Below are 23,764 nucleotides of genomic sequence, written 5' to 3'. Positions count from 1 at the left end.
CGCGGCGCGGGATCAGAGGTGGGGTAGCCTGTCGTCATGGACTCCCTGATCGCCGCCTCCGCGCGTGCCCTCGCCGCCGGCGACGCGCTCGGCGCCCTCAAGCGGGTCGCCCTGCGCGACGACCCGCCGGCGCTGGCCCTGCGCGGCATCGCCATGGCCCAGCTCGGCGAGCACCCGCGCGCCCGCGAGCTCCTGCGGCTCGCCGCCCGCGGCTTCGGCGCCCACGAGGCGCTGGCGCGCGCTCGCTGCGTCGTTGCGGAGGCCGAGGTGGCGCTGGCCATGCGCGACCTCGGCGGCTCGCCGCGCTCGCTGGCGGCAGCCTCGGCCACGCTCGAGGCGCACGCCGACCATGCCAACGCGCTGCAGGCGCGGCTGATCGCGGCGCGCCGGCTCCTGCTGCTCGGCCGCCTCGACGAGGCCGCGGCCACGCTGGCGCCGCTCGATGCGCGCGGCCTGCCGCCGTCGCTGGCGGCGGTGGCCGAGCTGGCCGCGGCCGAGCTCGCGCTGCGCTCGCTGCGCCCCGGCCCGGCGCAGGCGGCGCTCGCCCGCGCGCACGAGGCGGCCGATCGTGCACGCGTGCCGGCACTCCTGGCCGAGGTGGCGGAGGCGCGGGCTGCGCTCGATCGTCCCGCCGCCCGGCGCCTGTCCAACGGCGGCGAGCAGGCGCTGCGCCTCGACGAGGTCGCAGCGCTCCTGGCCTCGGACGCGCTGGTGGTCGACGCCTGCCGTCGCGGGGTGGGTGCCGGCGACGCGTGGCGGCCGCTGGCGCGCCGGCCGGTGCTGTTCGCGTTGGCGCGTGCGCTCGCCGAGGCGTGGCCCGGCGATATCGATCGCGAAGCCTTGATCGCGTGCGCGTTCCGCACCCGCCACCCCGACGAGACGCATCGAGCGCGCCTGCGAGTCGAGATCGGCCGCCTGCGCGCGCTCGTCGCAGCGCTGGCGCAAGTCGAGGCCACCGCGCGCGGCTTCGTCCTCAGGCCGCGCGACGCGCGCGATGTCGTCGTCCTGGCGCCGCCCATCGACGGCGAGCAGGCATCGCTGGTGGCGCTGCTCTCCGACGGCGCGGCCTGGTCGACCTCGGCCCTGGCGCTGGCCCTGGGCGCCAGTCAGCGCACCGTCCAGCGCGCGCTCGTCGAGCTCGAGGCAGAGGGGAGGGTGCGCGCTATCGGGCGGGCGCGGGCGCAGCGCTGGCTCGCGCCGCCGCTGGCCGGATTCACGACGATCTTGTTACTCCCCGCTGCGCTCGCGCTTGATTAGAGTTGTCTCCAGGCGCCGATCCGAGGCGCACCACAAGGAGCAACGATGAGCAGCAAGACCAGCAAGGACAGACCTCAGGCAACGGCGCGTGCGGCCGAGATCGTGCGCGAGTACGGTCCCTTCCCTGGGGCCGACAGCGTGCACGGCGTGACCCACGATGGCCAGCGCGTCTGGGCCGCCACCGGGGCCAGCTTGATCGCCTTCGATCCCGAGAGCGGCGAGCCCACGCGCACGCTGGCCCACGCCTGCGACGCCGGCACCGCCTTCGACGGCACGCACCTCTATCAGATCGCCGAGGCACGCATCGACAAGATCGATCCGGCCACCGGCGACGTGGTGGCCTCCATCCCGGCGCCCGGCAAGGGGAGCGACTCGGGGCTCACCTGGGCTGAGGGCAGCCTGTGGGTGGGCCAGTACCGCGATCGCAAGATCCACCAGATCGATCCGGCGACCGGCGCAGTCATTCGCACCATCGAGTCCAACCGCTTCGTCACCGGCGTGACCTGGGTCGACGGCGAGCTGTGGCACGGGACATGGGAAGGCGACGAGAGCGAACTCCGCCGCATCGACCCGAAGAGCGGCACCGTGCTCGAGCGGCTGGAGATGCCGCACGGCATCGGCGTCAGCGGGCTCGAGTCCGACGGGGCCGATCTCTTCTATTGCGGCGGCGGCGCGAGCGGAAAGGTCCGCGCCGTGCGGCGTCCGAAAGGCCTCAGGTCATAAAGCAAAAGAGCACACCATGAACACCACCGAAACAAGCACAGTGAACCATCCCGTCGTGTCGAAGGAGCGATGGGTTGCCGAGCGCAAGACGCTGCTGGCCCGCGAAAAGGAGCTGACGCACCTGCGCGACCAGATCGCCCGCGAGCGCCGCGCGCTGCCGTGGGAGCGCATCGAGAAGGACTACGTCTTCGACGCGCCCGAAGGCCGCCGCGCGCTCGCCGACCTCTTCGAGGGCCGCCGCCAGCTGCTGGTGCAGCACTTCATGCTCGGCCCGGGATGGGAGCAAGGGTGCCCGAGCTGCTCCTACATGGCCGACCACACCGACGGCATGAACGTGCACCTGGCGCATCGCGACGTCACGTTCGTGGCCATCTCGCGCGCGCCCCTGGCCGAGATCGAGCGCTTTCGCCGGCGCATGGGCTGGCAGTTCAAGTGGGTGTCCTCTAACGGCAGCGACTTCAACTACGACTTCGGCGTCAGCTTCACGCCGGAGGAAGTGACCAAGGGCAAGCTCCACTACAACTACGGCGAGTGGCCCCTCGCTGGGGAGGAGTGGCCCGGCATCAGCGTGTTCTGCAAGGACGACGCGGGCGAAGTCTTCCACACCTACTCGACCTACGGGCGCGGCGTGGAAGTGATGATGGGCACCTACAACCTGCTGGACCTCACGCCCAAGGGCCGCGACGAAAACGCTGGCCAGGGCATGGCATGGGTGCGCCACCACGACCGCTACGAGCCGGCACCGGCCGCGAAGCCGGCCGCTGCGGCCGGCTCGTCCTGCCACTGACATCGAGCATGCGTCATGGCAAGCCTTTGGCCATGGCTGGCGGTCGCAGGGGTCGGCGCCCTTCACGGGCTGAACCCTGCCACCGGCTGGATGTGGGCCGCCGCCTGGGGCCTGCGTTCGCGCGATCGGGCGCAGGCGCTGCGGGCCTTGATGCCCATCGCCGTTGGGCATGCCGTGTCGGTTGCGATCGTGGCCTGCGCCTTTGCACAGGGCATGTCGATGGACCGCACGCTGGTCCAGGGCCTGGCCGGCGCACTGCTCGTCGGCGCGGCGGCCTACCGTTGGCTGCGCGGCGCCGGGCAGCGCACGCCCATCAGCACGCAGGCCGGCCACGCCGGCATCGCGCTCTGGTCCTTCCTGATGACCACCGCGCACGGGGCCGGGCTGATGCTGGTGCCGGCGCTCGTGCCGCTGTGCCTTGGCGACAATCCGGCGCGCGAGATCACCGCGTCGGGCTCGCTGGTCCTGGCACTGGCGGCCGTCGGCGTGCACACGGCTGCGATGCTGGTCACGACCGGCGTCATCGCCACCGGCGTGTGCCGCGGCGTCGCCATGCACCCTCGCCTGCTGAGCGGCACGGCGCCGCGCCAGGCCTGGACCACGGCCCTGGCCCTCACCGGCGTGCTGTTGATGGCGCTTCGCTAGCAAGCAGATTCGACATGCGCCGGCAGTCCGCTCTGGCCGACGGCGACATGGCTTGCCAGCACATGGCCGTCCGGATAGTCCCCGCCGTTCTGCCGCCGGAAGGGAATGGGTGCGTCCTCGAAGAGGCCCGCTAGACGCGAACGCCAGGCTTCCTTCGTCGCGCTCAGCGCTTCCCCTCTCATGCGCCCGGCGCCATAGGCCGCAAAGGTCGGCAGCACGTCGAAGCCAGGGAAGTAGAGCGAGCCGTGCGTGATGGGAAAGAGCAGCTGCTCGAGCGGCCCGTTGATGCCTCGCGGCGAATAGTCCTTCGCCGGCCCACCGGCCGCGACGCACAGCATGGCCCGCTTGCCCTTGAAGGCGCCATCGCCGTAGCGATATGTGTTGCCGGCGTTCTTGTAGCCATACGCGAGGCCGTAGGCCCACACCCGGTCCAGCCAGCCCTTCATGATGGCCGGCATGCCGTACCACCAAAGCGGAAACTGAAAGATGACTGCGTCCGCGGCAAGCACCTTCTGCTGCTCCGCGGCGATGTCGGCGGCCTGGCGTCCGCTGGCATAGGAATGCCCGGACTCGTCCACGAAGGACAGCCGCTCCGAATCGGCACGGGCGGGGAAGTCGTGTTCGTCGAACACGGCCTTCCAGCGCATGCCGTACAGGTCCGACTGCAGCACTTCATGCCCTTGCTGCCGAAGCGTCTGCCGGGAGACCTCGACCAGCTGCCGGGTCAGCGATGTGGGCTCGGGGTGGGCATGGACGATCAAGACTTTCTTCATGCACGCAAGTCTCGGTCGCTCGCAGCCATCCGTGAAATCGCAAAATTGTTTGGCTACCATCCATCCAATGGATAGCAAACGCCTCGACCTCAATCTGCTGGTCACGCTGGAGGCCTTGCTGGTGGAGCAGAACGTGACGAAGGCGGCCGCCCGCCTGCACCTGAGCCAACCAGCGGTCAGTGCCCAGTTGAGCCGTCTGCGGGATGTCTTCGATGACCCGCTGCTCATTCCCGCACAGCGAGGGATGACGCCGACCGCCAAGGCGGTCGACCTGCTCGACCCGCTGCGCCAGGCCCTCGATCAGCTTCGTGCCACGGTCGCCGCCCACAGCAACTTCAACCCTGCCAAGGCCAGGCTGACCGTCGCCATCGCCTGCACGGACTACCTGCACGCCGCGCTGGTCAAGCCGCTCGTCGTGCAACTCAGGACGAAGGCGCCCGGGGTGCGTGTGGCGCAGCGCAATCTGGACATCCCCGAGTTGGAAGCACAGATGGCGCGCGGCGATGTCGACCTGGCGCTCATGACGCCGCAAGCCGCGCCGCCCAGTCTTCGCACCCGGCATCTGTTCGACGAGCGCTATGTGCTCATCGGCCGGCGAAAGCACCCGCGGCTGCGGGCCGGGATCACTGTCGAGGAATTTGCCCGGCTGGAGCATGTCGTCGTGTCCCTTCACGGAGGCGGCTTCGTTACGCCGGTGGACGACGCCCTGGCTGCCTTCGGACTCAAGCGCAACGTGGTGCTGTCGGCGGCTTCGTTCCTGGTCGTCCCAGATATCGTGTCCCAGTCGGACTTCGTGGCCCTGGTCCCGGAACGGCTGGTACGCGACCGTGCCGACCAGCTGAAGTTGATCGACTGTCCGTTCCCGGTGGAAGGCTTCGCGGTGGGGATGGTGTGGCACGAGCGCAGCCACGGGCACAGCGGCCAACGCTGGATCCGGGAGACGGTCGCCTCGCTGATCGGTCAATCCTGAGCGTGCATCCCGCCTTCTGGCGAGCGCTGGAATCTCGCATAAACAGAAACCAAAGGCGTATCCTCGCAAGTTCGCTCCAGAGGGTGGCGAACAATGCAAACAATGGTCCAGTGGCTTGCTGAGATCGGCATGGAGCGCTATGCGCCGATGTTCGAGGCGCAGCGCATTGAACTGGACGTCATCGCCGGCCTCACCGACGCAGACCTCAAGGAAATCGGCATCGCGGCGCTGGGCGATCGCAAGCGGATCCTGTCGGTGATCGCGCAGGGTATCCAAGAGGTCCCCACGAGCCACATCACGCAGGCCGCGGCTAGCCTGCCTGCGACAGCGCAAGTCGCCGAGCGGCGGCAACTGACGGTGATGTTCTGCGACTTGGTCGGTTCGACCCAATTGGCCGGCCTGCTCGATCCCGAGGATCTGCGGGCCGTCATCGGCGACTACCATGCCGCGGTGACGGCGGCGGTGACTGCACACCACGGCTACGTCGCACAGTTGCTCGGCGACGGGGTGCTCGTGTATTTCGGCTACCCGCACGCCAACGAGGACGATGCAGCGCGCGCGATCCATGCAGCACTGGACGCGATCGCTGCAGTCGGCCGACTCGCAGCGGGTGGCCAGCACGCCTTGCACAGCCGCATCGGCATCGCGACGGGCCTCGTCGTCGTCGGCCAGATCGGATCCGGCACGCCGGCGGCCGAGTTGAGCGCCAGCGGCGAAACGCCGAGCCTGGCGGCCAGGCTGCAGAGCCAGGCTGCGCCTGACTGCATCGTCATCGCAGATCGGACCCGGCGGCTCATCGGTGAAGAGTTCGAACTCGACTCGCTGGGTCTGCTGGAGCTCAAGGGCTTCGAAGCGCCGGTGCATGCGTGGCAAGTGCTGCGCGAGCGCCGGACCGCAAGCCGTTTCGAAGCCATTCATACACAACAACTGTCCCAGTTGATCGGACGCGACAGCGAACTGGCGCTGCTGCTCGAGCGGTGGAACACCGCGTGCGAGGGCGAGGGCCAGATCGTGCTGCTCTCCGGCGAACCGGGGATCGGCAAGTCGCGGATCACCCAGGCCCTGCGGGAACGCACAGCCGCCGGAGCCCGCGAGACGATGGTGCTGCAATGCTCGCCCTCTCACAGCAACAGCGCTCTCTATCCGCTGGTGCGCGGTCTGGAAAACGCGGCGAACCTGACACCGGCCGATCCACCGGCCCAGCGCGCCGCGAGCTTCGAACGGTATCTGAGCGACCATGGGGTATCGCTCGTGCCCGATGCGCTGGGTTGCCTGCTCAGGCTGATGATGCTGCCGGATGGAGGCCGGCCGGCCCCGGCCGGCCAGACGCCGCAGCAGCAGAAAAGCGCGACCTTGCAGGCGGTGATCGACGTCATCGACGGTGTTTCCCGTCGGGCGCCGCTGCTCGTGCTGGTCGAGGACGCGCACTGGATCGATCCGACGACCGAGGAATGGATCGGCCTGGCCGTTGACGGCCTGCGCGACGCGCGCGTCCTGATGCTGTTGACCTGCCGTCCGCAATACGTGCCGTCCTGGGGCAACCCTTCGACCCGGTTGACGATGAACCGGCTGAGTCACCGGCAGTCGGCGGCGCTGATCGAAACCGTCACCGCCGGCAAGTCGCTGCCTGTGGAGTTGATCGACGAGATCATCCGCAAGACCGACGGCGTACCGCTGTTCGTCGAGGAGCTGACCAAGACCGTGCTCGCCTCCGCGCTCGTCGAGGACACACCGGCAGGCTACCGGCTGCACGGTCCTCTGCAGACGCTGGCGATTCCGTCGACGCTGCAGGATTCATTGATGGCGCGGCTTGACCGGCTGGCTCCCGCCAAGGAGATCGCACAGGTCGCAGCAGCCATCGGACGCGATTTCAGCCATGCGCTGCTCGCACAGGTGCTGCAGATGCCGCCCGCGCAGCTCGACCAGGCGCTGGATGAGCTGCTTCGTGCCGAGCTGGTGTTTCGCCGCGGCACGCCTGCGGACGCGGGCTATGCGTTCAAGCATGCGCTGATCCGGGACACGGCCTACAACAGCATGGTCAGGAGCCAGCGCGCGCTGCGGCATGCGCAGATCGCGGACGCACTGGAGCGCAGCGAGCCGCAGACCGTCGCTGCGCATCCCGAACTGCTGGCTCAGCATCATCAGGAAGCCGGCCACGGCAGCGAAGCCCTCCGGTACTGGACGGCGGCCGGCGACCTGGCGCAGCGCCGATACGCCAGCCGCGAAGCAGCGAGCCACTACAACGCCGCCATCGCACTCGTGTCCCGCTTGCCTGCCGGGCCGGCGCGCAGCGAGCTCGAGCTGGCTCTCCAGCTGAAACTCGGCAATGCGCTGACGGTCTCGGAGGGCTACGCCTCCAGCGCCACGTACCAGAGCTACGCGAGGGCGCGCGAACTGGCGCGAGAACTCGGACGGGTCGAGGACTACGTGAGCGCGTGGGTCGGCTCGGCGCCGACGATGAACTCGGTCAGCAACAGCGAAATCATCGAAAGCATCCGCGAGATCGAACCGGCGCAGCTGGCGTCGCTGCAAGCGCGGTTGCGCGTCAGCGTATCGATCGTCCTCGGTAGCGCCCGCTATCTGCGCGGCGAGATCGGCGAGGCGTGGGCGCACCTGGAAGAGGCCAAGGCGCTCGACGACAGCGTGCAGCTCACGCATGAACACCCCATCGCGGGGGCGGATCCGGCGGTCATGATTCGCGCCATCAGCATGAGAGTGCGCGGGATGCAGGGCTATCTGGAGCAGGCCGAAGCGCTCGCGGCGCAAGCGTTGCAGATCGCCGAAGCCAGAGGTCATCCCCCGACGATCGCAATGGCCAGGCAAACCTGGATCAGGGTCCTGCTGGCTAAAGGCGAGCCGGCGCAGGCAGCTTCGGAAGCGAAGCAGATGCTGGAGCTGTCCGAACGTTTCGGCATCCAGACGCGGGTTGCCAACGCCCTGATTTTCCTCGGACGGACCAGCGTTGCGCTGGGCGATGTCGAGGCCGGGATCCTTCTCCTCAGGAAGGGCTATGACCTCTGGAGGTCCGCCGGCGGAAAGCAACAAGGCTCGCAGTACGGGGCGCAGGCGGCAGACGTGCTGTTGCGGGCCGGGCGAAGCGACGAAGCACGGCGATTCATCGCCCAGGCGCAGGCTGCCCAGGGCGAGACCGACGAGCGCTTCTACGAGACCGAACTGCTGCGGCTTTGCGGCCGGCTTCTGGAGATCGACGGCGACGACACCGGCGCCGAAGCGCACTACCAGAACGCCATCGCCATCGCCGAGGAGCGCGGCGCCAAGCTCTTTTCATTGCGCGCGGCCCGCGACCTGGCGGGGTTCTGGCAGCGTCAGGGGAAAAGCACCGAGGCGCGGCAGATGCTGCAGCCGCTCTACGGCTGGTTCACCGAAGGGTTCGGGTTCAGCGATCTTCGCGAAACGAAGGCGTTGCTCGACTCGCTGCAGAAAGGGCAGACGAAGCTCGACCGTTGAGGCAATGGTTCGCCCCTCAGTACTTGAGCTTCGGATACCAGTCGGTCCCGCGTCCGTCCGGAGTCAAGTCCAGCATGGACCAGAGCGAGGCGATGTCGGGCGCGTCGCGCGGGTCCTGGCCGGGGTCGGCCATCTCGCTGGTCATCTCGCTCGCCCAGAACAGCCGGACCTTGCTGCTGTCGCGCCTGAACACGTTCAGCGCCGGGTACTCGCTCCCGTCGGGCATCAGGATGCCGAGGTCGTTGGCGTAGTCGTCGCCGATGGTCTGCACGAAATTCAGGTCACGCCAGCCGCGCTCCTGCGCGAAGGCGTATTGCCGCTCCACGGGCGAGCGCCCCAGGATCTTGAGCCCAACCCGCTGCTTGATGTCGGCGGCATTGCCGTTCACCGCGCCCAGCCAGTTGGTGCACATCGGACACGGCCGTTCACGCTGCGGCCCGTACATCCAGAAGTAGGTGACGAGCGTGTCCTTGTCGCCGAACAGATCGATCAGCCCGACCTCGAAGGCCTGCTCGTCCTTGAAGCGGTAGTCCTTCTCGATCACCGGCCCGGGCGGCAGCGCGCGGCGCTGCTCGCCCAATCGAGTCATGTGGCGACGAAATTCGATCTCTTCCGCCAGCAGCGCTTGCCGCGCGGCGTCGTATTCGGCCGTCGCGCCCGGGAACGGCGTCTTCGCCTTCTTCGCGAGTTCTGCGGCGGGGGTGAGCGGATCTTTCATGTCTTGCTCCTGTGTTCGGTGCCGGCCGAGGCGCGGCGCTCCACAGTGCATGGTGCGCGTTCGACGAGCGGTGGGCAAGGCTGCTTGCGCCGCTGCAAAGAAGAGCGGTGCTAGGCTGCGGCCCTATCCCTCATCCCCGGTAGGACAGATGAAAGCCGACGACCACGCCAGGAAATACCGCAGACGCTCCGGCAACAAGGGCTTGAGACCTTACGTTGCACCATTGGTTGCCGTCTTCGCGGTCATCGGCGCATGCCTTCTCTATGCATGGACGCCCGAGCCGCTGCCGGCCTCCGCGGCGTCTGCCGGATCGATCGACTCGGGCAGGAAGCCGATTGAACGAACGGCCGCACTTCCGCCCCTGAACCTGCCGGCCGACGACGCGCCTCATGGGTCCGGCATGGAATGGTGGTACTACAACGGAATCCTCGACGCGAAGACAGGCCATCGCTATGCATTTCACGTTGTTGTCTTCGTAGCCAACGGGCTGGTCAAGCACACGGTCATGCACGCGGCGTTGACCGACCTCCAGACCGGGCAGCGCTATTCCAGCCAAACGCGTACCGGCGGCGTTCCTGCGAAGAGCGCCGCAAACGGCCTGGACTTCAGGCAGGACGGCTGGCAAGTCGCTGCTGCGGGTCCATCTCATGCAGTGCACGCCTCTCTTGAAGGAGGTGCTTCGATTGCGCTCGACCTGAGCGATTCGCACCAGCCTGTCCCCCATCGAGCTGCAGGTTCGGAAACCCCGGGTCTGCTTGATTTCGGCATGAGCGGGATCAGTTACTACTATTCGCGTCCCCGCATTTCCGCCCAAGGCGAGGTCTCCATCGGAGGGAAGCCGGTCCAGGTCAGCGGCGACGTGTGGTTCGACCATCAATGGGGCGATTTCGATGTGTTGAGCCTCGGATGGAACTGGTTTGCGTTGCATCTGGCGGATGGTTCCGACGTGATGCTCTATGCGCTTTTCGACACGGCTGGCCGGCAAGTCATGACAGCCGGCACGGTCTCGAATGCACGCGGGTCTCATCCATTGAAGCCGGACGAGATCGAGCTGGTGCCCGTCAACAGATGGACGAGTCCGAGCACGAAGATCAGCTACCCCGTCGAATGGCGCATCAGGCTCCCCTCTGGCGAGTTGAGCATCAAGCCCTTCTTTGCCGACAGCGAATTCGATTCGCAGAAAACGACTGCGAACATTTATTGGGAAGGGCCCGTCCAGGTGACGGGAAGTTCCACGGGCGAGGGTTTTCTGGAGCTGAGCGGATACGACCGCTTGAAGATTCGATGACCTGAAGCACGCTGCTGATGGACGCTGTGGCGCCCACGCGTTGAGCAGGCCTCTCACTCCTTCACCGACCCCGTCAACCCCGACACGTAGTACTCCACGAAGAAGGAGTAGATGAAGGCCACCGGCAGCGACCCCAGCAGCGCGCCTGCCATCAGCGGCCCCCACTGGTACACGTCGCCCTGCACGAGCTCGGTTACCACGCCCACCGGCACGGTCTTGATCTCCGACGACGAGACGAAGGTGAGCGCGTAGATGAATTCGTTCCACGAGAGCGTGAAGGCGAAGATGCCTGCCGAGATCAGGCCGGGCACGGCGAGCGGCAGCACGATCTTCACCAGGATCTGCCAGCGGCTCGCGCCGTCGATCAGCGCGCACTCCTCCAGCTCGAAGGGGATGGAGCGGAAGTAGCCCATCAGCAGCCAGGTGCAGAAGGGGATGAGGAAGGTCGGGTAGGTCAGGATCAGCGCCAGGCGCGTGTCGAAGAGACCGAGGCCGAACACCACGTTCGCGAGCGGAATGAACAGGATCGACGGCGGTACCAGGTAGGCGAGGAAGATCGCGAGTCCCACCTGCCGCGAGCCGTTGAAGCGCAGCCGCTCGATCGCATAGGCCGCGAACACCGAGCAGGCGAGCGAGCAGAAGGTCGACACCACCGACACCAGCAGCGTGTTCCAGATCCACTGCGGGTACGAGGTCTCGAACAGCAGCTTGTGGAAATGCGCCAGCGTCGGCGCCACCACCCAGAACGGGTTGCCCTCGCGCGTCAGCAGCTCGGCATCGGGCTTCACCGAGGTGATCGCCATCCAGTAGAACGGGAACAGCAGCACGATCAAAAAGACCACGAGCGGCAGGTACACGGTCACTACCTTGCGCGGCAGCGATTCGAGATAGCTCATGCCGACCATGTCGGTCGTTGCGGCCTTCGCGTTCATTTGTCCGATCCCCCTTGCTGCCACTTGCGTCTTTGCAGGCCGAAGTAGCTGAACAGCACGCAGGCGAGCAAGAACGGCACCATCGCGATTGCAATGGCTGCACCCTCGCCCAGCGCCCCGCCCGAGATCGCGCGCTGGAAGGACAGCGTGGCCATCAGGTGCGTCGCGTTCAACGGCCCTCCGCGCGTGATCACGTAGATGAGCTGGAAGTCGGTGAAGGTGAAGAGCACCGAGAAGGTCATCACCACCGCGATGATCGGCGTCAAGAGCGGCAGCGTGACGTGCCGGAACTGCTGCCAGGGCGAGGCGCCGTCGATGGCCGAGGCCTCGTAGTACGAGGGCGAGATGGTCTGCAGCCCCGCCAGCAGCGTGATGGCGACGAAGGGGATGCCGCGCCACACGTTGGCCGCGATCACGGACCAGCGCGCATTCCACGGGTCGCCGAGGAAATCGATGTAGGCGTCGATCAGCCCCATCTTCATCAGCGCCCAGCTGACGATCGAGAACTGCGAGTCGTAGATCCACCAGAAGGCGATGGCCGAGAGCGCGGTCGGCACGATGTAGGGCAGCAGGATGACGGCGCGGAAGAAGGTCTTGAAGCGGATGTTCTTGTTGAGCAGCAGCGCCAGCCACAGCCCCAGCACGAACTTGAAGACGCTCGCCACCACCGTGTAGAGCAGCGTGTTGAAGAGCGCGAGGCGCGTGACCGCGTCGTCCCAGAGAAACTCGTAGTTCTCCAGCCCGATCCACTGGCCGCCGCGGCCGACCTTGGTGTCGGTGAAGCCGAGCCAGATGCCCAGGCCGAGCGGATAGGTGAGAAACAGCAGCAGCAGCCCCGCCGCCGGCAGCATGAAGAGCAGGCCGAGGAAGTTGCGGCTGTCGGCCAGCCGCGCCGTCCACGGACGCGCCGCCGCGGGCGCGTCCGTCGCGGCCTCAGACCTTGTAATAGCGTTCGGCACGCTTTTGCGCCCGTTCGGCGGCTTCCTTCGGCGACTTGGAGCCGCTGGCCGCCTCGGCCACCATGTTCGTCACGATGAAGTCCGCTCCCGCGCCGGCCGACGCATAACCCAGCGTGCCGGCATACCCGGTCGGCCGCATGTTCTTCGTGCAGTCGCGGTACGGCGTGTGCTTCGGGTCGACGGTCCAGGCGGCGCTCTTCTCGTAGGCCGCGAGCGGCTGCGAGATGTAGCCGCCTGCGGCCTGCAGCCACGGGTCGAACTGCTCCTGTTCCATCATGAAGCGCAGGTACTCCTTGGCCGCCTGCGGGTACTTCGTGTACTTCATGACCATCTGGTTGAAGAACAGGTGCGACTCGGTCGGCACGCCCGCCGGCCCGATCGGGTAGGGCGCGTGGTTGATGTCCTGCGCCATCTCCTTGAGCTTGTCGTCCTTGGAGTTCTTCGTCGCGTAGTAGATCGAGATGCCGTTGTTGGTCAGGCTGATCTGGCCGTCGAGGAAGGCCTTGTTGTTGTTCGGGTCCAGCCACGACAGCGTGCCGGGCGCGAAGGTGGCGTACATCTCCTTGGCGTACTCGAGCGCCTTGATGGTCTCCGGGCTGTCGATGACGACCTTGTTGTTCTTGTCGACGAGCTTGCCGCCGTGCGACCAGATCAGCCAGTTGGTCCACAGCCCGTCGCCGGTGGCGTTGCCGAGCGCGAAGCCGGCGGGCGTGCCTTTCGCCTTCATCGCCTTGAGCAGCTCGAGGAAGCTGTTCGTGTCCTTCGGGAAGGTGTCGAAGCCGGCCGCCTTCACGTGGCTCTGGCGGTACACCAGCATCGCGCCAGCGGTGCCGAGCGGCACGCCGATCCACTTCTTGCCGTCGGGCCGCAGGTAGGCCTCGCACCCCGGGTACCAGCCGCCGTACTTGCGGCCGAGGTAGGTGCACAGGTCGGTGACGTCGAGCAGTTTCTCCGGATAGAGGTTCGCGTCGTCGTTGGTCGACAGGATGATGTCCGGCCCCGCGCCGGTGTTGGCGGCGACCGCGGCTTTCGGGCGCACGTCCTCCCAGGTCTCGTTGTCCACGCGCACCGGCACGCCCGTGGCCTCGGTGAACTTCTTCACGTTGGCCATGTAGGCGTCGATGTCGCCCTGCACGAAGCGGCTCCAGCGCAGCACGCGCAGCGTGGCGCCCTTCTCGGGCTTGAAGGTCATCGACTGCGCATGCGCGGCGGTGGAGAAGAGCGCGGTGCCGGTGCCGAGCGTGGCCGCGGCGGCGACGCCGGCAGAGCCTTCCAGAAACTTGCGGCGATTGAACTCATTCATTCGTGTTGTCTCCTGTGCTTTTGAACGGACTGCCGATGGATTCAGGACACCAGCCGTTCGCCGGTGCCTGCGTCGAAAAGATGCGCGCGCTGAAGATCGGGCTGCAGGTGGATCGTGGTGCCGGGCGCGAAGTCGTGGCGCTCGCGGAACACCGCGGAGAGTTCGGCGCCCTCGTGGCGGCACGAGACGAAGGTGTCCATGCCGGTCGGTTCCATCACCGCCACGCGCGCGGGGATGCCGCTGCCGTCGGCGAGCGTCAGGTGCTCGGGCCGGGTGCCGTAGACCACCGACTGGCCGTCGACGCCGCCGGCGTGCACGGGCGCATCGAGCTGCGTGCCGTCCTGCAGTTCCACGCGCGCCGTGCCGGCGCTGCGCCGCAGCGTGCCCGGCAGGAAGTTCATGGCCGGCGAGCCGATGAAGCCGGCGACGAACTGGTTGGCGGGGTTGTCGTAGAGGTCGAGCGGGCTGCCGGTCTGCTCGATGCGGCCCTCGCGCATGACCACGATCTTGTCGCCCATGGTCATGGCCTCGATCTGGTCGTGCGTGACGTAGATCGAGGTCGTCTTCAGGCGCTGGTGCAGCTCCTTGATCTCGCCGCGCATCGCCACGCGCAGCTTGGCGTCCAGGTTGGACAGCGGCTCGTCGAACAGGAACACCTGCGGGTCGCGCACGATCGCGCGGCCCATCGCCACGCGCTGGCGCTGCCCGCCCGAGAGCTGGCGCGGAAAGCGGTCGAGCAGAGGAATGAGACCGAGGATCTCGGCAGCGCGCTTGACCTTCGATTCGATCGTCGCCTTGTCCAGCTTGGCGAGCGCCAGCGCGAAGGCCATGTTGTCGCGCACCGTCATGTGCGGATAGAGCGCGTAGTTCTGGAACACCATCGCGATGTCGCGTTCCTTCGGCGGCAGGTCGTTGACGCGCCGCTCGCCGATGCGAATCTCGCCGCCGTTGATCTCCTCCAGCCCGGCGATCATGCGCAGCAGCGTCGACTTGCCGCAGCCCGAAGGCCCCACCAGCACGGTGAAGGAACCGTCCTGGATGTCGATGTCCACGCCATGCAGGATGGGGACATTGCCGAAGCTCTTCTTGACTGCCTGGATCGTGACACTTGCCATGCACTGGAATCCTGAAGTTGCGCGAAGGTCGCAGGCGACGCGGGACCCCTGCATCGCAGACGCGGAGTATCGGCACTGGGTTGCCGGGTCGCTATCAGGGCAAACCGGTACGCGTTAACCCCCCGATGATTTGTATGATGACCTGATCACCGTGCTCCATTCCGCCACGCCCGCGCAGGCGCCCGCCCCCTCCGAACCCCTGCGGTCGGCAGCCGACCGGCTGTCCGACCGCCTGGCGCTGCGCCTCGGTGCCCTCATCGAATCCGGCGAGCTGGCGCCCGGCGACCGCCTGCCCACCGAGCAGCAGCTGGCGGCGACGCACGGCGTCTCGCGAACGGTGGTGCGCGAGGCGTTGCACCAGCTCAAGTCCAGGTCGCTGGTGGTGTCGCGCCAGGGCTCGGGCGTCTTCGTGGCGCCCACGCCGCAGAACCAGCCGCTGGCCTTCGACCCGGCCGTGCTGGGCTCCGTGCAGGCCGTGGTGCACGTGGTCGAAGTGCGGCGAGTGCTCGAAGGCGCGATCGCGGCGCTGGCGGCCGAGCGCGCCACCCGCGCCCACATCGCCGCGCTGCGCCGCGCGCTCACGGCCATCGACACCGCGGTCGCCGAGGGGCGCGACGGGGTGGCCGAGGACCTGGCCTTCCACCGCATCATCGGCGAGTCCACGGGCAACCCGCAGTTCCGCCTCCTGCTCGGCTTTCTCGAGCAGTACCTGCGCGAAGGCATGCGCATCACGCGCGGCAACGAAGCGCGCCGCAAGGATTTCATGGAGGCGGTGCAGCTGGAGCACCGCGCCATCGTCGACGCGATCGCCGCGCGCGATCCTGTCGCAGCACACGACCACGCCACCCGGCACCTGATCCTCGGCGAAGAACGGCTCGTCGAGGGCGGCATCATTCCCAGCCGCAAACGAAGATTGAAGGAGAAGAGATGAAACTGATGATCACCGGAGGCGGCGGCTTCGTCGGCGCGCGCCTCGCCCGCACCCTGCTCGCGCGCGGCACGCTCGCCGGCGAGCGCATCGACCGCATGGTCCTCACCGACATTGCGCCGCCGCCGGCCGACCTGCTGGCGGATGCGCGCGTCGAGGCGCGCACCGGTCCGCTGCTGGCGCAGACCGAGGCGCTGCGCACCGAGGCCTTCGACGGCGTGTTCCATCTGGCCTCCGCTGTCTCCGGCGAATGCGAGCTCGACTTCGATCTCGGCCTGCGTTCCAACCTGGACAGCACGCGCGCGCTGCTCGATGCGCTGCGCGCCAACGTCAATGCCGGCGGCAAGGTCACGCGCGTGGTGTTCTCGAGCTCGGTCGCGGTCTTCGGGCCGGATCCGGCCGTGCCGCTGCCGAAACTGGTCGCCGACGACACGCTGCCCGCGCCGCAAACTTCCTACGGCACGCAGAAGCTGATCTGCGAACACCTGATCGCCGACTACACGCGCAAGGGCTACATCGATGGCCGCGCCGCACGGCTGATGACCGTGACGGTGCGGCCCGGCAAGCCCAACGCCGCGGCCTCGTCCTTCTTCAGCGGCATCATCCGCGAGCCGCTGGCCGGCGTGGAAGCGATCTGCCCGGTCTCGCCCGAGGTCTCGCACCCGATGTCTTCGCCGACACGCACGGTGGACGGCCTGATCGCCGTCTACGAAGCCAGCCGCGAGGCCTTCTGCGGCCGCACCGCGCTCAACCTGCCGGCCCTCAACGTGCGCGTGAGCGAGATGCTCGACGCGCTCGAGCAGGTCGCCGGCCCGGCAGTGCGGGCGCGCGTGCGCTTCGAGCGCGACGAGCGCATCGCCGGCATCGTGGCCAACTGGCCCGGCGGCGCAACGGCCGCGCGCGCCGCGCGGCTCGGCCTGCTGCCGCACGAGAACTTCGCGGACATCATCCGGCAGTACATCGACGATTGCCGCGCGCTCCCGAACGCCAACGAGACCCTGAAGGGAATGTCCTGATGAAACCGAAGAACAACAACAAGAAGCCGAGGCAGGCCCTCAAGTTGCGCTCCCAGGCCTGGTTCGACAACCCGGCCAATGCCGACATGACGGCGCTCTACCTCGAGCGCACGATGAACTTTGGCCTCGGCTTCGACGAGCTGCAGTCGGGGCGGCCGATCATCGGCATCGCACAGACCGGCTCGGACATCGCGCCCTGCAACCGCCATCACCTGGTGCTGGCCGAGCGCGTGCGCGAAGGCATCCGCGATGCCGGCGGCATCGCCTTCGAGTTCCCGATCCATCCGATTCAGGAAACCTGCAAGCGCCCGACGGCGGCGCTCGACCGCAACCTGCAGTATCTCTCGCTGGTCGAGGTGCTCTACGGCTATCCGCTCGACGGCGTGGTGCTGACCACCGGCTGCGACAAGACCACGCCGGCGCAGATCATGGCCTCTGCCACGGTGGACATCCCCGCCATCGCGCTCAACTCGGGGCCGATGCTCAACGGCTGGTACGAGGGCGAGCGCACCGGCTCGGGCACCATCGTCTGGAAGGCGCGCGAGCTGATGGCCGCGGGCAAGATCGGCTACCAGGAGTTCCTGAAGCTCGTGGCCTCCTCGGCGCCGTCGACCGGCCACTGCAACACCATGGGCACGGCGTCGACCATGAACTCGCTGGCCGAGGTGCTGGGCATGACGCTGCCGGGCGGCGCCGCGATCCCGGCGCCCTACCGCGACCGCCAGGAGATGGCGTACATGACGGGCAGGCGCATCGTCGAGATGGTGCGCGAGGACCTGAAGCCTTCGGACATCCTCACGCGCGCCGCCTTCGAGAACGCGATCGTCGTCAACTCTGCGCTCGGCGGCTCGACCAATGCGCCGGTCCACCTGAACGCCATCGCGCGCCACATCGGCGTCGAGCTGACGACGGCCGACTGGGAGAAGCACGGCTACAAGATTCCGCTGATCGTGAACCTGCAGCCCGCTGGCGAGTACCTCGGCGAGGAGTACTACCGCGCCGGCGGCGTGCCCGCTGTGGTCGCCGAGCTGATCGCCCAGGGCAAGATCCAGCCCGCCCTCACCGCCAACGGCAAGACGCTGGTCGAGAACTGTGAAGGCAAATTCACGAGCGACCGCAAGGTGATCTTTCCCTACGCCAAGCCGATGAAGAAGAACGCCGGCTTCCTCAACCTCAAGGGCAACCTGTTCGACTCCGCGATCATGAAGACCAGCGTGATCACGCCGGAGTTCCATGCGCGCTACCTCGAGAACCCGAAGGACCCGATGGCCTTCGAAGGCACGGCGATCGTCTTCGACGGGCCGGAGGACTACCACCGCCGCATCGACGACCCGAAGATGAAGCTCGATGCGAACAGCATCCTCTGCATGCGCGGCGTGGGGCCGGTCGGCTATCCCGGCGCGGCCGAGGTGGTCAACATGCGCGCGCCCGACTACCTGCTCAAGAAAGGCATCACCGCGCTGCCCTGCATCGGCGACGGCCGGCAGTCGGGCACCTCGGGTTCGCCGTCGATCCTCAATGCCTCGCCGGAGGCCGCGACGGGCGGTGGGCTCGCACTGCTCAAGACCGGCGACCGCGTCCGCATCGATCTCAAGAAGCGCACCGCGAACATGCTGGTCTCGGACGAAGAGCTTGCCAAACGTCGCGCGAAGCTCGAAGCCGCCGGCGGCTATCCGTATCCGCCGAGCCAGACGCCGTGGCAGGAGATCCAGCGCGCCGTCGTCGACGAGCTCTCCGAAGGCATGGTGCTGAAGCCCGCGGTCAAGTACCAGAAGATCCACGCGACCTTCGGCATTCCGCGCGACAACCACTAGGGCCCGTCAGCGTCTAGGCACGCGAAGCCTTGCTTGCATGTCGCGGCGCTCCGTGCGCCAGGTTGGCGGCAATGAGTGCCGCGGTCAGTGTCACGAGCCACGAAAAATACACCCATAGCAAGAAGACGGGAAAGACCGCGAAGGCTCCGTAAACGGCCTTGTAGGTGGGAATCTTGAGAAGGTAGGTCGCGAAGCCGCGCTTGCCCAACTCGAGAGCGATGCCGGCGATCAAGCCACCCGCGATCGCATCACGCCGCCGAACCTTGGTGTTCGGGACGAAGTAGAACAGGCTCGTCACGACCACCATGCAGAGCGCCACCGGGCCCAGGTTCAGTACGAACCTGGCCGAGGGTGGCAGGGTTCCGATCAAACCCATCGACGCACCCAGCACATGCGACGTCGCCCACAGACTCACCCCCAGGGCCGGTGGCCCCACGGCCAGCATCAACAAATACAGGCCCACTCGCTTGTAGAACGGACGATTTCTTTTCACGTTCCAGATCTGGTTGAAGGCGTTTTCTACGGTGAGCATCAGCGCAATCGCCGCCACCAGCAGGAACAATGAGCCGATCAAGGTGAGGCCACTCGCATTGGCGGCGAACTGATGGAGGTACTTCAGCACCGTGCGTGAGATCTCTGCCGGAAGCAGGCTCCTCAACAAGTGCTCCTCGAGCGCATCCTCGAAGCGCTTGAACATCGGGAACCGCGTGAACAGCGCGAGGCTCACCGCGAGAAACGGCGCGATGGACAGGACTGTCGTGAAAGTCAGGCTGCCGGCGACCTGGGCCAAGCGTTCTTTCCTGGCGCGGCGGATCGTGAGTCGGATCAGGCTGGACATGCGTCATTGAGGTTTGGGTGTCGGCCGAGATTCTCGCCGCGTCCACGCAGCGCGCCAGCTATGCCGCTGCGACATATCTAAAAGTGTCCTCCTCAGCTAGCAGGCTGTATGCCGAGTTGAGATAGTTCATGACACCGGGCGAACACCGGCGGCTTGAACAAATATGAGGAGACAAGATGGATATGCGCGATCGCGCCTGGCTTGCTGCGGGCATCGCAACGGCTTCGCTTGGAGCCTTCCCGGCACTTGCACAAAGTCCGTCGGCGAACAGCGTCAGTGTTTATGGCGTGCTGGACGAGTATGCGGGTTCGCTTCGCAGAAGCGATCAAGCGGGCCGCGCCACCGTATTGAACAGCGGCGGCATGACCACTTCCTACTGGGGGATTCGGGGAACCGAAGACTTGGGAGGAGGCTTGCAATCGTTCTTTGCGCTGGAAAGTTTCCTTCAAGCCGACAGCGGGAACTTTGGCAGGACAGCTGCCGATCCCTACTTCTCGCGAAATTCCTATGTGGGGCTCGGCGGAGCCTACGGCCAGGTGAGCCTGGGGCGACAGACCAATGCGCTCTATGCGGCAACAGGCAATTTCAACCCCTTTCTGGCGTCTGCCAATCTGAGCCCTGTCATGCTGCAGGTCTGGAACACGGGCTACAACCGTGCGATCCTGGGTGACAGCGTCTGGGACAACACCATCCAGTACGCGTCGCCGGAAGCAGCGGGGTTTCGCGTTTCCGCAACGTACGGACTGGGCGAAGTGGCGGACCGGGTTGGTGAGCGCAATTTCAACCTGACCCTCAACTACGCGAAGGGTCCGTTCGCTGCGGTGGTCTCCGCCCAGCAGGTCAAGGTGGGCCCGGGCCTTTCGGCCCGGATCTCGAGCCAGAAGGCGCAGATGGCCGGGCTTTCGTATGACTTCGAAGTGGTGAAGGTCTACGGCCAGTACTTTCATACCGACACGCCTGGCATCCGGACCAAGACCCGGACGACCCAGCTCGGCTTCGCGGTGCCCATAGGCGCCGGCCGGGTCATGGCCTCTGTTTCCCGCACGCAGAGAGACATGCCGATCGTCGACTCTCGTCGAACCACAGGCGCCGTCGGCTATGACTACTTCCTCTCCAAGCGCACGGATCTCTACGCGGTCTACCTCTCGGACAAGCTCACCGGATTCGCGCGAGCAGGAAACGTGGCGCTCGGCGTGCGGCACCGCTTCTGAAAATTCCAGCACGCTTGTCTCGAAGTGAATCGGAATCCCATGAACACCTTCCTGAAAATTGCCCGGCATTCAGCCCTCGTCGTTGCCGCAATCTCCATTTGCGCGAGTGCGAATGCACAACCATCGTCGACGAAGCCGATTCGTCTCGTCGTGCCCTTCGGCCCCGGGGGCGTTGCCGACCTCACGGCACGGACCGTCGCGCAGAAGATGTCGCAGTCCATGGGGCAAAGCATCATCGTGGACAACAAGCCGGGCGCAGGGGGAGTGGTCGCGTCCGATACCGTGGCCAAGGCGCCGCCGGACGGACTCACCGTCCTCTTGATGTCCAACGCCAATGCCGTCAGCGCGGGGCTGTTCAAGCAGCTGCCCTTCGATACCGTCAAAGACTTCGCTCCGGTGTCGACGCTCGGCTATTTCGATATGGCGGTCGTGACCGCCGCGGACTCGAAATTCAAGACGATGCAGGAGCTGTTGACATACGCGAAGGCGCACCCCGGTACCGTCAACATCGGGACCATCAACGTGGGCAGTACGCAGCATCTGGCGGCCGAGCTGCTCAAGCGCAGCACCGGCATCGACGCGCAAGTGATTCCCTTCAACGGGTCGCCCGCATTGATCACCGCGCTGCGAGGGGGGCAGATCGATGCCGGCGTCGAGATCCTGGCGCCCATCCTGGGTCAGATCAGCGGGAAGTCGCTGCGCGCCATTGCCGTCATGGGAGCGAAGCGCTCGTTCGCGCTGCCGGAGACGCCGACCGTCGCGGAGAGCGGGGCGCCCAACTTCAAGGTCGCGTCCTGGAACGCCTTTGCGGTGCCAGCCAAGACGCCGCCCGCCATCGTCGCCAGGCTCAACAAGGAGGTCAACGCAGCGCTGGCCGCGCCGGAGATCAAGGAGCGGCTGCGCCAGCTCGGCGTCGAGGCGCAGGGAAGCACTCCGCAGCAACAGGCGGAGCTTCTCAGGGACGAAATTCAGCGCTGGTCCGAAGTCATCCGCCTGGCAGGCATCCCCAAGCAATGAGCGTCCACGTGCCCGTGGCGCATCAAGTCTTTGCGAGTGACGGTGAGCCGCTCATCGTCTGGCTCACCACCTCCTGGATCAACTTGAGGACGGCCTGCTGGGTGAGGGTGGTCGGCCTTTGAGAACTGAGCGCAAGGGCCAGCCGGCTGCGCAGCGGAGGATCCACGATCCGGCGCATCGCAAAGGCCTCGGGGCGAGGCGCAGTGAGAACCGCATTCGAGGACAAGACAGCCAGTCCCACCCCGTCGATCACCAGGTCCAGGATGGCGGCCACGCCGTCGATCTCCATCGCGATGGTCGGACGGCATCCGATGTTCGCCATTTCCGCTTCGACCAGCATGCGAATGGAGTTCGGCTTGGTCGGGATCACCAGAGGCTTCGAGGCCAGCTCTCGCATCGAAATTTCTTCATCCGGTTCGCCGGCGGGCTGCGCCGGGCCGACCAGGTACAAGTCCTCTTCCAGGATGACAACGCTGTCGATCTCCGCGGAAGGCGCAGGGTTGTAGAGCAGCGCCAGGTCGAGGCGGCCTGCGGTCACCGATTCCTGCATGGCGCTTGAAAGCGCCTCGGTGATGGAGAGGCTGGCGTCGGGAAGTTGCTGACGGAAGGCGCGGGTCAAGGGCACGGCGATGCGCTTCGAAATGCTGGGCGGCAAACCCACAGCGACGCGGCCGGCCAGCGCGCCGCGCAACAGCCCGAGGTCCTCCTTGGCGCGTTCGATCTGATGCAGGATGCCTCTGGCGTGTTCCAGCAGCAGCTTGCCTGCATCCGTGACGATGACGCCTCGGCCATTGCGCGTCAGAAGATTCTGTCTCAGCTCCACTTCGAGCTGGCGCACCTGCCGGCTGAGCGCGGGCTGTGCGACATCGATCACGATCGAAGCCCGGGTGAAACTCCCCAGCTCTGCGACGTGAACGAAGTACTCCAGCTGCTTGAGGTCCATGGAAAGGAGTCTAGAGCTTGCTCGCATTGCCCGCGACGAGCTCCCCGCCGGCCTCAGGCCCAGTACAGCCGCATCGGGTTGTCCACCAGCAGTTTGCGCTGAAGCTCCGCCGTCCGCGCGATGCGGGGGATCATGTCGACCAGCGTGCCGTCATCGGGCATGTGCGTCTTGAGATTGGGATGCGGCCAGTCGGTACCCCACAGTACGCGGTCCGGGAACTCCTCGACCAGCCGCTGCGCGAAAGGAACGACGTCATCGTAGGTCGGCGGACCGGAGACAGACAGGCGCTCCGGGCAGCTCACCTTCGACCAGACATTCGGATGCTCGCGCAACAGCCGCACGAAGCGCTCGAACTGCGGCCCTTCGACCGGCTGGCCGACGTCGGGCCGGCCCATGTGGTCGACCACCACGGTCGTCGGCAGGCGGGTGAAGAAATCCCACAGCTCGGGCAGATCCGGCGCTTCGAAATACACGACCACGTGCCAGCCCAGCGGCGCGATGCGCTCGGCGATGCTCATCAGCACCTCGCGGGGCGTGAAGTCGGCGAGCCGCTTGAGAAAGTTGAAGCGCACGCCGCGCACCCCGGCTTCGTGCAGAAGGCGAAGCTCGGCGTCGCTCACGCTCGGCGCGACCGAGGCCACGCCGCGTGCGCGTCCGTTCGAATGCGCAATGGCATCGATCAACGCACGGTTGTCGTTGCCATGACAGCTCGCCTGCACGATCACGTTGCGCTCGAAGCCCAGCAGATCGCGCAGTGCGAAGAGCTGGTCCTTCGAGGCATCGCAGGGCGTGTATTTGCGCTCCGGCGCATAGGGGAACACCGCGCCCGGGCCGAAGACGTGGCAGTGTGCATCCACCGCACCGGGCGGTGCTGTGAAGTGCGGCTTCGAGGGGGCAGGATGAAAGCAGAGCCAGTTCTTGTCCATAGCTGTCCATCTTGCGCAGATGTCTCGCGACGAGCGAGCCCGAAAATGCGCTAGCAGCTAGCGAATTTCGGCATGGCCGGCGGCGCCGTCGGGCTGCGCATGCAGGAGGCCTGAAGCGCGCAAGGAGAGTCCT

At 66.7% G+C, this 23,764-nt stretch carries 21 protein-coding genes; 12 read left to right on the top strand and 9 right to left on the bottom strand.

Annotation, left to right across the window (positions count from 1 at the left end; all coding sequences use genetic code 11):
• Positions 1–36 precede the first annotated feature (36 nt).
• The 4 genes from ACSQ9I_RS30135 to ACSQ9I_RS30120 are packed head-to-tail and all read left to right on the top strand — an operon-like array spanning position 37 to position 3,412.
• Positions 37–1,257 carry a helix-turn-helix domain-containing protein gene (locus ACSQ9I_RS30135; protein WP_093107221.1) on the top strand — a complete coding sequence of 407 codons (1,221 nt, stop codon included), beginning with the start codon at positions 37–39 and terminating at the stop codon, positions 1,255–1,257.
• Between the two features lie 45 nt (positions 1,258–1,302).
• Positions 1,303–1,980 (top strand): Vgb family protein, encoded by a 678-nt coding sequence (locus ACSQ9I_RS30130; protein ID WP_436315623.1) that lies wholly within the window; start codon positions 1,303–1,305, stop codon positions 1,978–1,980.
• A 16-nt stretch (positions 1,981–1,996) separates the two neighbouring features.
• Positions 1,997–2,767 carry a DUF899 domain-containing protein gene (locus tag ACSQ9I_RS30125; RefSeq protein WP_436315622.1) on the top strand — a complete coding sequence of 257 codons (771 nt, stop codon included), beginning with the start codon at positions 1,997–1,999 and terminating at the stop codon, positions 2,765–2,767.
• 15 nt (positions 2,768–2,782) lie between these two features.
• Positions 2,783–3,412 carry a hypothetical protein gene (locus ACSQ9I_RS30120; RefSeq protein WP_436315621.1) on the top strand — a complete coding sequence of 210 codons (630 nt, stop codon included), beginning with the start codon at positions 2,783–2,785 and terminating at the stop codon, positions 3,410–3,412.
• Here ACSQ9I_RS30120 and ACSQ9I_RS30115 read toward each other — a convergent pair.
• A complete protein-coding gene (locus ACSQ9I_RS30115) occupies positions 3,409–4,185 on the bottom strand; it encodes an NAD(P)H-dependent oxidoreductase (RefSeq protein ID WP_436315620.1) in 777 nt (258 codons plus the stop codon). The genes ACSQ9I_RS30120 and ACSQ9I_RS30115 overlap by 4 nt on opposite strands.
• 67 nt (positions 4,186–4,252) lie before the next feature.
• Between ACSQ9I_RS30115 and ACSQ9I_RS30110 the strand changes: the two genes are divergently transcribed.
• Together ACSQ9I_RS30110 and ACSQ9I_RS30105 are read left to right on the top strand one after the other, a co-directional pair.
• Positions 4,253–5,155, top strand: coding sequence for a LysR family transcriptional regulator (locus ACSQ9I_RS30110; RefSeq protein WP_436315619.1), 903 nt, complete (start codon positions 4,253–4,255; stop codon positions 5,153–5,155).
• 93 nt (positions 5,156–5,248) lie between these two features.
• Complete coding sequence (locus tag ACSQ9I_RS30105) at positions 5,249–8,623, top strand: adenylate/guanylate cyclase domain-containing protein (RefSeq protein WP_436315618.1); 3,375 nt, start codon at positions 5,249–5,251, stop codon at positions 8,621–8,623.
• A gap of 16 nt (positions 8,624–8,639) precedes the next feature.
• Here ACSQ9I_RS30105 and ACSQ9I_RS30100 read toward each other — a convergent pair whose 3' ends face one another.
• Complete coding sequence (locus ACSQ9I_RS30100) at positions 8,640–9,341, bottom strand: DUF899 family protein (protein ID WP_436315617.1); 702 nt, start codon at positions 9,339–9,341, stop codon at positions 8,640–8,642.
• A 148-nt stretch (positions 9,342–9,489) separates the two neighbouring features.
• On the opposite strand from ACSQ9I_RS30100, the gene ACSQ9I_RS30095 reads away from it, so the two are divergent.
• Entirely contained in the window at positions 9,490–10,629 is a 1,140-nt protein-coding gene (locus ACSQ9I_RS30095; RefSeq protein WP_436310180.1) for a lipocalin family protein, read from the top strand.
• A gap of 53 nt (positions 10,630–10,682) precedes the next feature.
• Here ACSQ9I_RS30095 and ACSQ9I_RS30090 read toward each other — a convergent pair whose 3' ends face one another.
• The 4 genes from ACSQ9I_RS30090 to ACSQ9I_RS30075 form a co-directional block, all read right to left on the bottom strand.
• Positions 10,683–11,561 (bottom strand): carbohydrate ABC transporter permease, encoded by an 879-nt coding sequence (locus ACSQ9I_RS30090; protein WP_093107239.1) that lies wholly within the window; start codon positions 11,559–11,561, stop codon positions 10,683–10,685.
• Positions 11,558–12,412: a carbohydrate ABC transporter permease gene (locus ACSQ9I_RS30085; protein WP_093107241.1), complete on the bottom strand. Its 855-nt coding sequence runs from the start codon at positions 12,410–12,412 to the stop codon at positions 11,558–11,560. The genes ACSQ9I_RS30090 and ACSQ9I_RS30085 overlap by 4 nt, the downstream gene beginning before the upstream one ends.
• 82 nt (positions 12,413–12,494) lie before the next feature.
• Positions 12,495–13,823 carry an ABC transporter substrate-binding protein gene (locus tag ACSQ9I_RS30080; protein WP_436315616.1) on the bottom strand — a complete coding sequence of 443 codons (1,329 nt, stop codon included), beginning with the start codon at positions 13,821–13,823 and terminating at the stop codon, positions 12,495–12,497.
• A gap of 41 nt (positions 13,824–13,864) precedes the next feature.
• Complete coding sequence (locus ACSQ9I_RS30075; protein ID WP_436315615.1) at positions 13,865–14,938, bottom strand: ABC transporter ATP-binding protein; 1,074 nt, start codon at positions 14,936–14,938, stop codon at positions 13,865–13,867.
• Positions 14,939–15,089: 151 nt separating this feature from the next.
• Here ACSQ9I_RS30075 and ACSQ9I_RS30070 point away from each other — a divergent pair, with 151 nt between their 5' ends.
• From ACSQ9I_RS30070 to ACSQ9I_RS30060, 3 genes are read left to right on the top strand one after another with little or no spacing between them, the layout of a single operon-like run.
• Positions 15,090–15,869 carry a FadR/GntR family transcriptional regulator gene (locus ACSQ9I_RS30070; RefSeq protein ID WP_436315614.1) on the top strand — a complete coding sequence of 260 codons (780 nt, stop codon included), beginning with the start codon at positions 15,090–15,092 and terminating at the stop codon, positions 15,867–15,869.
• Positions 15,866–16,882, top strand: a complete 1,017-nt coding sequence (gene denD / locus ACSQ9I_RS30065; protein WP_436315613.1) for a D-erythronate dehydrogenase — start codon at positions 15,866–15,868, stop codon at positions 16,880–16,882. Before ACSQ9I_RS30070 ends, denD begins: the two co-directional genes overlap by 4 nt.
• A complete protein-coding gene (locus tag ACSQ9I_RS30060) occupies positions 16,882–18,696 on the top strand; it encodes an IlvD/Edd family dehydratase (RefSeq protein WP_436315612.1) in 1,815 nt (604 codons plus the stop codon). Before denD ends, ACSQ9I_RS30060 begins: the two co-directional genes overlap by 1 nt.
• 13 nt (positions 18,697–18,709) lie before the next feature.
• Here ACSQ9I_RS30060 and ACSQ9I_RS30055 read toward each other — a convergent pair whose 3' ends face one another.
• On the bottom strand, positions 18,710–19,534 hold the full coding sequence (locus ACSQ9I_RS30055) for a YihY family inner membrane protein (RefSeq protein WP_436315611.1): 825 nt from the start codon (positions 19,532–19,534) through the stop codon (positions 18,710–18,712).
• A 176-nt stretch (positions 19,535–19,710) separates the two neighbouring features.
• On the opposite strand from ACSQ9I_RS30055, the gene ACSQ9I_RS30050 reads away from it, so the two are divergent.
• Positions 19,711–20,745 (top strand): porin, encoded by a 1,035-nt coding sequence (locus ACSQ9I_RS30050; RefSeq protein ID WP_436315610.1) that lies wholly within the window; start codon positions 19,711–19,713, stop codon positions 20,743–20,745.
• 39 nt (positions 20,746–20,784) lie between these two features.
• Positions 20,785–21,762 (top strand): tripartite tricarboxylate transporter substrate binding protein, encoded by a 978-nt coding sequence (locus ACSQ9I_RS30045; RefSeq protein WP_436315609.1) that lies wholly within the window; start codon positions 20,785–20,787, stop codon positions 21,760–21,762.
• Between the two features lie 22 nt (positions 21,763–21,784).
• Here ACSQ9I_RS30045 and ACSQ9I_RS30040 read toward each other — a convergent pair whose 3' ends face one another.
• Together ACSQ9I_RS30040 and ACSQ9I_RS30035 are read right to left on the bottom strand one after the other, a co-directional pair.
• On the bottom strand, positions 21,785–22,705 hold the full coding sequence (locus ACSQ9I_RS30040; RefSeq protein WP_436315608.1) for a LysR substrate-binding domain-containing protein: 921 nt from the start codon (positions 22,703–22,705) through the stop codon (positions 21,785–21,787).
• Between the two features lie 53 nt (positions 22,706–22,758).
• Positions 22,759–23,631, bottom strand: coding sequence for an amidohydrolase family protein (locus tag ACSQ9I_RS30035; RefSeq protein ID WP_436315607.1), 873 nt, complete (start codon positions 23,629–23,631; stop codon positions 22,759–22,761).
• Positions 23,632–23,764: the final 133 nt, after the last annotated feature.

Source organism: Variovorax sp. LjRoot84 (genome assembly GCF_964254305.1).
Taxonomy (GTDB): Bacteria; Pseudomonadota; Gammaproteobacteria; order Burkholderiales; family Burkholderiaceae_C; genus Variovorax.
Note: the sequence above shows the minus strand (reverse complement) of the source record. Positions and strands in the feature narration are given on the sequence as shown.